The organism is Alteromonas sp. 76-1 (genome assembly GCF_900654235.1).
GTDB classification, from domain to species: Bacteria; Pseudomonadota; Gammaproteobacteria; order Enterobacterales; family Alteromonadaceae; genus Alteromonas; species Alteromonas naphthalenivorans.
Window position 1 is genome coordinate 85,569 of sequence record NZ_LR136959.1, and the last position, 11,371, is coordinate 96,939.

Sequence of the window (11,371 nt, forward strand, 5' to 3'; positions counted from 1 at the left end):
ATCAAATTCGATCATTATTGGTCACAAAAGAGAAAAATCATAAAACACATATTAATTTTAATAAGCAACACTACTTTAGTAGCAATTTATCTTTACCGATAAGCTTCTAAAAACAAAAAAAATCTGCCTCAAGCTGATCTAGAGGCAGATTTTGTTGAATTACTTAGTTGTTGAAAAGTTGATTAAAGGTTTGCAGTAACTCCTAATACGATGCGTCTATCAGTTAGCCCTTGTGCACATAGTAGCGCACCTTCGTTAACACACCACTCAGTTCGGTCCTCACGAAGAAGGTTAATGCCATCTAGACCAACGCTGAATGTATCATTGATATCGTAGCTCACACTCATATTAAGCTGTGCTCTATCATCAACTATTCGCGGCATATCAAAACTTATTAAATCACCCGTCTTGAACGATGAACGCCATGTGTATCTTGCTCTAACACTAAGGTCATATTTATCGTAGAACAATGTAATGTTGTAGGCGTTTTGAGATAAGTCTTCTAACTCAATCCGTTCTTCTACAATATCATCAGCTAATGTAGCTGTAGATTGATCCGTATCAGTACGGCCCAGCAATTTGTTAAGCGCGTTTCCATCACCTGTCGCTGGACGGAATGTCTCAATACCTGCGCCGGCTTCTTGATAGGTATAGTTTGCTATTACCCCGAAACCAGATGCCCATCCAAGCTTGTCTTCATACTCAGATAAGTCATGTTGAAACGCTAGCTCAATACCCGTCTGAGTCTCTTCATTTGGCAGGTTAATAGTTGTTTGAAGTGGAACGCAAATTCCCGTGCCTGGCACCGATGACCACACATTCCGGTCTGTCACTGTAGGGTTAAATATGCCTCCACCTTCACATGGAGCAGTTATATCGCGTTCTATTTGCCCGTTTTCGCCAATCGGTTCTTCTGGATTGTCTCGCACAGCAGCGAATATATCAGTACGCTCTTTATGGAATAAGCCAATACTTACGAAGCTAGAATTTGAGAAGTAATACTCCGCAGATAGATCATAAGATATAACCTCTTCCGGGGTTAACCCAGGGTTACCCACACTTACCGCGGAACCGGCACCACCAGGGAAGTTAATTGAAGTAGATAGGTTATCAAAGTTTGGTCTACGTATATCCTTCGCTATTCCTGCACGAATGACTAAGTCGTCAACCACTTCTGCTGCAAGGTTAAATCTTGGAAGATAATAGTCATACGATGCACTCTCTTCACGGACCCCGGTTACTTCACCGTTTTCTACGTTATTACCTACCGACGTTATTTCAGTATCGATATATCGCACCCCGATGTTTCCACGAATCGGAATATCTTTTACATAAAAATAGAAGTCGCCCTGTAGGTATAGCGCCGTCGTTTCTTCTTCGATATCAAAGAAAGAATCGAGTTGAAGCTCAGGATCCGATAAAGTCGCATAGCCCTCTGTAATATTACCGTTAGCAATTTGAGTCGCATTATTTGCTGAAATAGCGGCATTGATCGTATCTAGTATTTGGTCAGGATTAGAAAACGACAAGTCAGGGCTAATTGTTAGGTAATCTGGTATATATAATCGGCGTCCATCCGCGTCGTTAAAATTAGATGGCCCCGCTGTCACGATATCTGCAAAGAGGGCAGCTGTTGGTCTATAGAAGGTAGTATTTGGGTTTGAAAAATTAGATGACGTACTAATATCATTACTTTCTGCTTTGTTTTTATTCCATCTTAAACCGGCTTTAATACCAGAAAAGTAAGAGTTTAAATCCGAAATATCATAATCGCCATCTATGCGAAATGCTGTCTCAGAATTGTCTTGTGTACTCCGACCTACTCCTACGCCCCGAAATGCATAGTTCGCTGGATTTAAAAGCTCCTCGGAAGATGGGCCAAATTCAGCGTTTTCCGCAATTCCGAATTGAAGTACCCCTCCCGACGCATCGAATTCAATTGGTACCCCGTTATCAATACTTAGTCCTTCACTAGGTTGTGGGCCATTTGGGTTAATGAAATCCAATGTGGTGTTTAACCGGGGAAAGGTAGATTCGGAGCTGGAATATGACACCTCACCTGTTAGTGCCAAACGGTCGAGTAATAAATCAAAACCTGTGGCGAAAACATTGCTGTCAGTAACGCGTGACCCAGTAATTGTATTGGTGCGCAAATTGGGATCAATATTGTTATTGTTACTGTCGACACCGACACCGAGAGTTCCAGTCAATACAGCTTGTACTTCACCTAAATCTAACGAGCCATTGGGACCGTCTATAGATCCAAGGTCAATGGTTTCAAACGCTGTATTATTCGTGTTATCAACAACCGCTGAACCACCAGTACCTGAAATATATGCGCGGGTACTTTTTTGAGCGCGCTCTTGACGGTTGACAGTCCCATCAAAATACAACCTCAGATTATCCAAAGGCTCAAACTCAATTGACCCGGTAAAATTCTTAGTTTCATATTCATATCGGGAAATTACTTGATCTAAAAACTGCGTTCGTAAGAAAGGGAACGCTTCTGCGCTAGCGCTACCAGAGTCAGGAAGTACTTCCCTATCCCTATCAAAACGTGGGTCAAACGAAGCAACCTGTTGCTCTGCGTAGCTCCCGGTAAGAACTAAACCAACTCGACCATAGTCGGTATCAAAGTTATCCCCAAATGTTGCTGATACTCTCGGAGATGTCGCATCGGCTAAATCGCTATTTTCTGCCTGGGCTCGTACGGAAAACAGTTGCTCATCTAAACTAAGCCCACGTAGCGTCCTTAGATTAATAGTACCACCAACTGAACCTTCAACCGTTTCGGCAGAAGGTACTTTAATAACTTCTAAAGACGAAATCAGTGCAGCTGGTAAGTCGTCAAAGCTAATGCCTGAGCGTCCATTTCCGCTACCAACCGTCGAAACACCGTTTATTTCTACTCGGTTAGCATTTGTACCACGAATCTGAACGCCTGTTCCCACACCAGCTGTTCGGTCAATTTGAACACCAGTTACGTTTTCTAGTACTTCAGCTAAGTTTTGATCAGGAAGCTTACCGATATCCTCTGCCTGAATAACTTCTTTAATACTATCTGATGAGCGTTTTTCTGCTAGAGCACTAGCAAGAGCACTTCTTATACCCCTTACTTCGATAACTTCGGTCTTATCATCTTCACCGTTACTAACTTGCTCATTCTGTCCATACACATTCATTGATACACATGCCATTGCAGAGGATACTGCAACCACCAATCTCAATTTCTTCGTATTTAATACTGACATCTACATGCTCTCCTTGACAATCATAAACAATCATTTCGAAACAAGATAGATCACAAAATACACATGTTCAATCAATATTTTTACTTAAAATTAACATTAGCTTGACCCTATATAGTAACTTCTAATTTTAAAATAGACCCAGACATGAGATAGCATCTGTCTTCAAATATAACGTTGCATTAACACTCAAAATAATGCAATATCGCTCACAAACAGTCATACGATTATCGGTAAGGCTTTATTTTCAATAAAATCAAAGAACATTACCTAAACATTTGGCGAATATTTGAAATTAAAAAACTCATGAAACGTTGGAGATTTATGATGGTAAAGCTTAAATATGCTTTAAATGCATTAGCTACACTTTTTATCGCATCAACTTTGATCGGATGTTCTATAGACTCTAAGGTAAGTGTGCAAAAAGAATCGTCATCTAATAACAAAAATGTAAAAGCTTACGCCAAGTTTATCCCCGAAAGGCGTGATGATTTTGCATGGGAGAATGATAAAGTCGCGTTTCGCGTTTATGGCCCAGCGGCTCCCCTCGCTGGACACGCTAGCGGTGTTGATGCTTGGCTTAAAAAAGTCGATTATTCTATCATCGACAAATGGTACGCAATGCACTTCAATGGAAAGTCGTATCACGAAGATAGAGGTGAAGGCTACGACCCTTACCATACCGGCATTAGCCGTGGCGTAGGCGGTTCGGCCATTTGGGTTAATGAAACGCCTTACTACGGCCATAATTTCACGCATTATAAAATACACCAAAACAATTCTGATGAAGTTAAATTCACACTTTACTACGAATTTGAAACGCCGCTTGGTACCGTAAAGGAAGAGAAAACTATCTCTCTTGCGCTTGGTTCACAGTTGTATAAAGTTAATTCCCTTTTTTCTTTAAACGGAAAGCCAAGTTCGCTTCCTATCGCCATCGGTGTTGCCACGCATGATGAAAAAGCCTCTGTTTACCGAAGTGCTGAAGAAGGTTGGATTGCAGCATGGGAAATTATGGATGGGAAAGGGCTAGGCACAGGGGCCGTTATTGAGCCTTCTAAAATAAGTAAAATTGTTCACACCCCATCGCAAACTAAAGACGAAAGTCATATCTGGATGATTACACAATCATCAACAGACGGGTCGCTTGCTTATCACGCAGGGTTCGCTTGGGAAGATGCCGGCGACATTACCACTATCAAGCAGTGGCAACAGTACTTAAATAACTACGGACGCTAAACCATGGAAAAAATCGCATTTGTCATGACTCTTAAACCGGGGTTTGAGCGCGAATACGAAAAACGCCACGATGAGATATGGCCTGAGCTTGTAGATGAACTTAAAAACGCGGGCGTTTCAGACTACAGTATTTTCTACGAAGAGAGCTCAAACAAGCTATTTGCGGTACTTAAACGTGAAGAATCCCACACGATGGATGAGTTGCCCTTAAACCCTATTGTTAAGAAATGGTGGGCCTTTATGTCCGATATTATGGACACACATGACGACAATGAGCCTGTGGCGACTGATCTCAAAATGGTATTTCACCTAGACTGATTTTACTTTCAACGTAAATGAACTAACTCGCCGGTGTCAATTTAATAATTCCAAAGACATCGGTGAAGTGCATTCCACCCTCTTTAAAGTAGGCTTCGTTTAAACACCTCAGTAAACGACAGAAAAGTATACTGAATGAGCTGTTTTTCTCATTCTCCCCTTAGCTTTAGGAAAGGAGAGTTAATTGAAAATCCTAATTTTAAACGAATCGCGTCATACGGGATTGCACGCACACACAGAAAAAAGGTGTGCAGTATCCCCGAGTACCGTTTCAAAACTTGTTCGTAAAGGTCTCGTAGTATTTATTGAGAAGGGAGCTGGTTTACTCTCCCACTACAACGACAGCGAGTTTGAATCCGCTGGCGCTACGCTAATCGATACAGCTGATGAAATAGCCAGTGAGATTGATGTATTAGCGTGCGTAAACGCGCCGAATAAATTGATGGTTTCAACGCTGCCCGCTCACACTGTTGTAATTGGTCACTTAGATCCGTTTTTTCAGAAATCTCTCGTCAACCAGTTTGCTGAATCAAATATAACAGCACTTTCTGTAGAAATGATCCCTAGAAGCTCGCGGGCACAAAAAATGGATGCGTTAAGCTCGCAAGCCAGCCTCGCAGGTTACGTAATGGTGATGAAAGCTGCAAGCCGTCTCCCTTCAATTCTTCCTATGATGATGACGCCCTCCGGAACCATTAAGCCAGCAAAAGTATTTGTGATTGGTGCAGGTGTCGCTGGCCTTCAAGCCATTGCTACAGCGAAGCGCCTTGGTGCAAATGTACTTGCTTACGACACTCGTCCAGTGGTTGCAGAGCAAGTAGAGTCGTTGGGAGGAAAATTTCTTAACGTTGATATAGGAGAAACCGGACAAACAAAAGATGGCTATGCAAAAGAGTTAACCGACGAGCAGAAAGCGATTCTGGCAGAAGCTCAAAAGGAGGCAATACAAAGCTCTGATATCGTCATTACCACAGCGCAACTATTTGGCCGTAAACCACCATTACTAATTAGTAAAGACACCCTTTCTACAATGAAGCCAGGAAGTGTGGTCGTAGATATGGCAGCTCTTTCAGGCGGCAACGTAGAAGGTTCATCGCCTGGAGAAACCGTTAAAATAAATGATGTTTGTGTTATTGGAACCGGAAATTGGAGTGAAGAGGTATCACGTGCCGCTACGGATATGTATGCCAACAATATCTACAACTTGTTAGACGAGTTCATCAAGGATGATCCACCCGCCTTCCAATTGTCATTTGACGATGACATTCTGGCAGCCTCCGTCATAACCCATGACGGGAAAGTTACAAATCAATTGCTTATAAAATCATACGAGGGCGCTTAACCATGGATATCATTTACTTATTATTTATTGTGTTACTTGCCGCCTTTCTTGGTTTCGAGTTAATTCGTAAAGTTCCAGCCACCCTTCATACGCCTTTAATGTCAGGCTCTAACGCTATATCGGGAATAACGCTGGTTGGTGCTCTTGCTGCTTCTGGATCAAATAGCAGCCTGTTAACCACTATTCTAGGAACCGCTGCTGTTGCGCTAGCTAGCATAAATGTAGTCGGCGGATATCTAGTGACTGATCGCATGCTTGGCATGTTTAAGAAAAAAGACAATAGCTAAGAGAATGGCATTCATGAATTTAGAAATACTAATAAACTTTGCCTATGTGGTCGCTGCTGGGCTTTTCATTTTTGGGTTGAAACTATTGAGTCATCCCTCTACTGCGCGTAAGGGTAACTTCGTGTCTGCAGTAGGTATGTTTATTGCGGTCGTTATTACCCTTCTCGATCAGCAGATAATTAGTTATCAATACATATTTACAGGGATATTAGTCGGTGGGGTCTACGGAGCTTGGAAGGCGCGTAGTGTACAAATGACACAAATGCCCGAAATGGTTTCTCTGTTTAACGGCTTTGGAGGCGCAGCGTCTCTATTGTTAGGCTGGGCAACAATAAGTAGCATGACCGAAGAGACGCTTGCTAGCGGCCAGCCTTTCGTTTTTGTTACTATACTTTTGACCTTACTCATCGGTGGTGTAACCTTTTCAGGTTCTATTATCGCCTGGGGCAAGCTTTCCGGGAAGATGTCTTCAAAAGCACTTATTTTTAGCGGCCTACGGGAATTGAGTGTACTTCACCTTATCACCATGGTTGTAGTTGGTTTCTTGTTTGTTACGGAGCCAGAAAACACGTTGTGGCTCTACTGCATAATAGCAATCGGATTAAGTTTTGGGCTATGGGCTACGATATCTATTGGCGGTGCAGACATGCCTGTGGTCATTGCACTACTTAATAGCTATTCCGGTATAGCGGCATCTGCGGCTGGGCTAGCGGTAGGCAATACGATATTGATCGTTACTGGGCTTCTAGTAGGTGCTTCAGGTCTTATACTAACAAACATAATGTGTAAAGCCATGAACCGCTCATTGATGAACGTTCTACTTTCGGGCTTTTCAAAGCCCGTTGAACAAGGTGAAGTCATTACTGGTGAAATTAAGGTACTACCCCCTCAAGATGCGTTTTATGTACTTGAAGCAGCACAGGCCGTCTTGGTTGTCCCTGGTTATGGTATGGCTGTAGCGCAGGCTCAACATGCAGTTCGAGAATTGCATACCCTTTTAGAAGAAAATGGTTGTACCGTGGACTATGCCATTCATGCGGTGGCTGGTCGAATGCCAGGCCATATGAACGTGCTTTTAGCGGAGGCTGACGTACCTTACGACCAACTGTATGAAATGGATGACGTAAACCCACGCATGGAAAACTATGATGTGGTTATAGTTATAGGTGCGAATGATGTAGTAAATCCGGCCGCTAAGGAAATGAAAGGAAGCCCAATTTACGGCATGCCGGTTATTGAAGCGTATCGAGCGAAAACGGTATTTGTTCTTAAACGTTCGGCTAACGCCGGGTTTGCCGGAGTTGATAACCCTCTGTTTTTCAAAGAAAACACCAGGATGATTTTGGGTGACGCGAAAGAAACCATTAATAGTCTAATTCGCGAATTCGGCGATTAAATTTATGTTCGAAAGGCCCTAGCTTTACGGGCCTTTTTCATTTACACAACCTTACCGAACATGGTGTCGTTTTTTATGTCTTTCGAAATACTTGGACAAGCCTTTGGTATATTCGCTTTCTTAGTGGCGATTTACTCATTTACACATAAAAACGACTTTAAACTTAAAGTAAGTTTGATAGTAATGTTTTCATTTCAAACAGCTCACTTTTTCTTCTTAGGTTCAGCAACAGGCACTATTGCTAACGCACTTAATTTCTTTCGCACTATTATCTCTATACGAAGTACGCATGGCTATGTAGGCGCTAGCTTTATCTTATTGAATATTGCGTGGGGTGCTTCGAACGTAAATGGCGTTATCGACGTATTCCCAATATTTGGTGCTTGTATTGGAACCTATGCTATTTTCTATGCCTCGGGTATAAAAATGAGAAAGCTGTTTATTTGTGGCGCCGTTTTTTGGCTAACTAATAACATTTATCTTGGTTCGATAGGTGGGGTATTACTAGAGATCACGGTAATCATCGCCAATGGGCTTACGATTTTCCGTCTCAAGAAAGATGCAATTAAAGAGTCAGAGGCGAGTTCATAAACACTATTACGAACCCGCTTATCAACTTGTTATAAAACCTTTCGCTTTTCTAATGTGTACCACCGCTCTAGTTCACGCATCAAACTCTTAACTCTTTCGGGGTAACGTTGGGCTAAATCAACTTCTTCATGTTCGTCGCTAGCAAGGTTATATAAACGGGGGCTTACCAAAAAGTCATCGTGATACTTTTGGTAACTCACGTTTTCCCCGTCATAGCTTACGATAAGCTTCCAGTTGTCCTTAATCACCCATCGATAAAGCAGTGTGGACTCTACATCATCCAAATCCACCATATCGTGGGCAAATCCCTCTCCAAAAATAGCTTCACGATTAATTGGCGAACCACTAGCGAGCTCATCGTATAAATTTAAGCCCGGCAGGTCGTTGGGTACTTCAATACCTGCGGCCCCTAATATGGTAGGCACAATATCTATGCTGCTAACGCGTTCAGGCCTTAATTGAGATGAGAATGTACCTGGCAATGAATAAATAATAGGGGTACGTACGCCACTTTCATTAGGGCTTTGTTTCGACTTTGGTAAAAACCTATCGGTTTGCTTAGGGTTAGTAACCCATCCATTGTCGGAAACATATACAATCAACGTATTGTCCATCAAACCGCGTTTTTCGAGATGATCAAACAGTTGCCCATTCGTTTCATCAAACCATTCGATCATAGCGTAATATTTAGCGATAGACTCCGGCAGGTCATACTTTTCGTACTTTGATAGTATCCGCTTAGGGGGCGTATGTGGTGAATGCGGCATAAAGGGGGCATACCACACAAAGAATGGCTTATCGGCATCATGAGTCTTGTCGATAAAACGGGTAATAGTATCTACACCTTCGCGTCCAATCTTCAAACCTTCATCACCATGGCGACCGCCTGGTTTCGGAAATCCCTTTGTCATCCCCTCATCAAAACCACCACGCTGATAACTACCTTCCCACCACTTACCGGTCTGCAAAGATACGTAGCCTTTTTCTTTTAAAAGTTCTGGGAGGGTTTTAACTTCATCAATTTTCGAAATTATTTGCGAACGAAGCTGTTGATACTCGTCACCTTTTTTACCTCCCGGGGTTTTTCTGGAAGGGTCGTTTCCAGTAATGCCATGCTGACTTGCATAAAGGCCTGTTGCAATAGTTGCTAAAGAAGGTCTGCAAAGTGACGTTGGAACATAACCTTTGCTGAACGTAACCCCTTCGTTAGCCAAACTATCTAACCTTGGTGTTTCAACGATGTCATGACCCATGAAGCTATAATCATTCCACGCATGATCATCAGATAATATTAAGAGTATATTTGGTGGCGTTGTTTGTTTTGCGACATTAGCAGTTGCTTCTTTTGTACTTTGGTTAGCACAGCCTGCGAATGAAAATAAAAGAACTGCGCAGCTTGTCAAAGTCAACAGGCGTTGTTTTACTTTTCCTTGGTATAAGGGCATTTTTACTCCTGAATCTGTACATTAATTAGCACCACGCGTTTTTATTCGACTTTTCAATCAATGAACGTCTGTGAATATTGGAGATCAAGACCCTCACCCTGTTTCGAACAGACTTGTTCTTTCCCCAAGCGCGGTTTGCAGGGGAGTAACAAATCTCTATTTATAGAGCCGCAGGTACAGAGCCCCTGACCAACGCGTAAAACTAGGGGCTGTAGTTAAAACGGTTTTTATTTATCCCATTTCAGCATTTCTGACGCTGCCAATAGTACAGCACCGGTGCCGTATAGCTGCGAGTCAGATTCTTTTACAGGGTCAGGACTCTTTCCAACGTGCTGAACCCAATGAACACGCCCATCGTCAGTAACAGCTTTCGCAATTGCTTCCCAACCTTTTTCAACGATATCTTTAGAACGTTGGTCGGTCAGAATGCCGTTATTAACTCCCCACGCTAAACCAAAAGTAATGAATCCAGTGCCACTTACCTCTGGTGTTCTTACCTTATCGGGGTCCATCAAAGAGGCGGGCCAGTAACCGTCTTCTTTCTGAAGCGCCATTAACCCTTCTGCATTCTTTTTATAAAGCTTGATATAACGTTCTTTAGAAGGATGGCCTTCAGGTAGTTGTTCAATAATCATCGGAATAGCAGCAAAGACCCACCCATTTCCGCGCCCCCAAAAGACGGGTTCACCGTTATCGCTTTTTGCATCGAAATAGCGGCTATCTCTATAGAACAAGCCATAGTCTTCAGAAAACAAGTAGTCAGCAGAGGCCCAAAACTCTTTATCGCCGTACTCAAGATATTTAGGATCGCCAGTAACTTTGGTCATTTGTGCCCAAGCACGAGGTGCCATAAACAACGCATCTGCCCAACACCATCTTAGCTGACAGTTTCCTTCCAGATGATATTTACCTGTACTCGATTCGCTATCACTCATCTCTAAGCCAACTTGAGGAGGCTTGTTCAGAATCATATCGAACACTTCTTTGGTAGGTCCATATGCTTCTTGAATACCTTCACGCTCAGCAAGCCATAGATAGGTTTGCGCAATCGCATGGTCATCTGCATGATAGGGTCGCTCTAGAATTAACTCATAATTCTCTCTTTCAGCGACTTCTTTTACGAAATTCTCTAGTTTTTGATCATCAGTCGCATCTATCCAACGGGTTAAACCGATATAAAAAGCAGCCTGGATCCAGAACTTTGCATTTTCAGATTTGGCACGGTGCGAATCAGGTATGTAATCTAAATTACCAAATTGCGCTATTTGCCAGTTGGCGGCACTTTTCCCAATGCGCTGCGCAGCAGATTGGATGTCCTGCTTAGTCACTTCCTTCGCTGCTTCCATCTGTTTTACTGGTTCAGCAGCAGCGTTTTGTACTTTCTGCTTTGGTGGCTCACCAGAGCAAGCACTTAGGCCTAGCACTACACTCAGTGCAATGGCGGATAGTTTCAGTTGTTTGTGATTCATATTTATACTCAACTAATTTATTGCAGACTACGTGCT

Annotated in this window: 9 protein-coding genes; 6 read left to right on the forward strand and 3 right to left on the reverse strand. The window is 42.6% G+C overall.

What is annotated here, in order from left to right:
- Window positions 1–182 precede the first annotated feature (182 nt).
- Entirely contained in the window at window positions 183–3,251 is a 3,069-nt protein-coding gene (locus tag ALT761_RS20410) for a TonB-dependent receptor (RefSeq protein ID WP_129740755.1), read from the reverse strand.
- Window positions 3,252–3,665: 414 nt separating this feature from the next.
- Between ALT761_RS20410 and ALT761_RS20415 the strand changes: the two genes are divergently transcribed.
- The 6 genes from ALT761_RS20415 (at window position 3,666) to ALT761_RS20440 (ending at window position 8,421) form a co-directional block, all read left to right on the forward strand.
- Complete coding sequence (locus tag ALT761_RS20415) at window positions 3,666–4,487, forward strand: DUF4861 family protein (protein ID WP_232043613.1); 822 nt, start codon at window positions 3,666–3,668, stop codon at window positions 4,485–4,487.
- 3 nt (window positions 4,488–4,490) lie between these two features.
- Window positions 4,491–4,805: an L-rhamnose mutarotase gene (gene rhaM, locus ALT761_RS20420; RefSeq protein ID WP_129740757.1), complete on the forward strand. Its 315-nt coding sequence runs from the start codon at window positions 4,491–4,493 to the stop codon at window positions 4,803–4,805.
- A 184-nt stretch (window positions 4,806–4,989) separates the two neighbouring features.
- On the forward strand, window positions 4,990–6,147 hold the full coding sequence (locus ALT761_RS20425; protein WP_129740758.1) for an NAD(P) transhydrogenase subunit alpha: 1,158 nt from the start codon (window positions 4,990–4,992) through the stop codon (window positions 6,145–6,147).
- A 2-nt stretch (window positions 6,148–6,149) separates the two neighbouring features.
- Window positions 6,150–6,434 (forward strand): NAD(P) transhydrogenase subunit alpha, encoded by a 285-nt coding sequence (locus ALT761_RS20430; protein ID WP_129740759.1) that lies wholly within the window; start codon window positions 6,150–6,152, stop codon window positions 6,432–6,434.
- A gap of 13 nt (window positions 6,435–6,447) precedes the next feature.
- A complete protein-coding gene (locus ALT761_RS20435; protein ID WP_129740760.1) occupies window positions 6,448–7,830 on the forward strand; it encodes an NAD(P)(+) transhydrogenase (Re/Si-specific) subunit beta in 1,383 nt (460 codons plus the stop codon).
- A gap of 75 nt (window positions 7,831–7,905) precedes the next feature.
- The gene (locus tag ALT761_RS20440; protein ID WP_129740761.1) at window positions 7,906–8,421 is read left to right on the forward strand and encodes a YgjV family protein; all 516 of its coding nucleotides are present in this window, start codon (window positions 7,906–7,908) and stop codon (window positions 8,419–8,421) included.
- A 29-nt stretch (window positions 8,422–8,450) separates the two neighbouring features.
- Here ALT761_RS20440 and ALT761_RS20445 read toward each other — a convergent pair whose 3' ends face one another.
- Both ALT761_RS20445 and ALT761_RS20450 read right to left on the reverse strand, forming a co-directional pair.
- Window positions 8,451–9,866, reverse strand: a complete 1,416-nt coding sequence (locus tag ALT761_RS20445; protein WP_129740762.1) for a sulfatase family protein — start codon at window positions 9,864–9,866, stop codon at window positions 8,451–8,453.
- Between the two features lie 227 nt (window positions 9,867–10,093).
- Window positions 10,094–11,335 carry a glycoside hydrolase family 88/105 protein gene (locus ALT761_RS20450; RefSeq protein ID WP_129740763.1) on the reverse strand — a complete coding sequence of 414 codons (1,242 nt, stop codon included), beginning with the start codon at window positions 11,333–11,335 and terminating at the stop codon, window positions 10,094–10,096.
- Between the last annotated feature and the right edge of the window lie 36 nt (window positions 11,336–11,371).